We start from the raw sequence: 591 nt of genomic DNA, 5'->3' as shown, positions 1-591 counted from the left end.
ATTTAGTCGCAGACAAAATCCTTGCGGCCGCTAAACTAACTGGCGCTGGCGCCATTCACCCTGGCTATGGCTTCTTGTCTGAAAACTGTGACTTCGCCAACGCTTGCGAAAAGGCCAATATTGAATTTATCGGCCCACCTTCTGCAGCAATCGAGCTTATGGGTAGCAAACGTTTATCAAAGATCGCTATGACCAAGGCCGGTGTGCCTTGTATCCCTGGTTATGAAGGTGCTGATCAAGACATTGAGACACTCCTAAAAGAAGCCCAAACCATCGGCTTCCCTATTATGGTAAAAGCCTCTGCCGGTGGTGGTGGACGTGGTATGCGTCTGGTTTTTGAAGAGAGCGAGCTGGAAGCACAAATCAAAACAGCTAGTTCAGAAGCTGAGAATGCTTTTGGCAGTGGTGAGCTGATTCTTGAGCGTGCCGTGATCAAACCTCGTCATATTGAAATTCAAGTCTTCGCCGACAAGTACGGTAATGCTGTTTATTTTGGTGAACGCGACTGCTCTATCCAGCGTCGCCACCAAAAAGTGGTTGAAGAAGCGCCTTCGCCATTTGTCGACCCTGAACTTCGCCAGCGCATGGGTG

General features: G+C 49.2%; 1 protein-coding gene. It reads left to right on the top strand.

The window, feature by feature from the left end; translation table 11 throughout:
- A partial coding sequence (locus tag A3761_RS24050; protein WP_156492086.1) for a biotin carboxylase N-terminal domain-containing protein occupies positions 1–591 on the top strand: 591 nt, incomplete at both ends.

The organism is Oleiphilus sp. HI0123, assembly GCF_001635315.1.
This window is presented reverse-complemented; position numbering and strand designations above follow the sequence as displayed.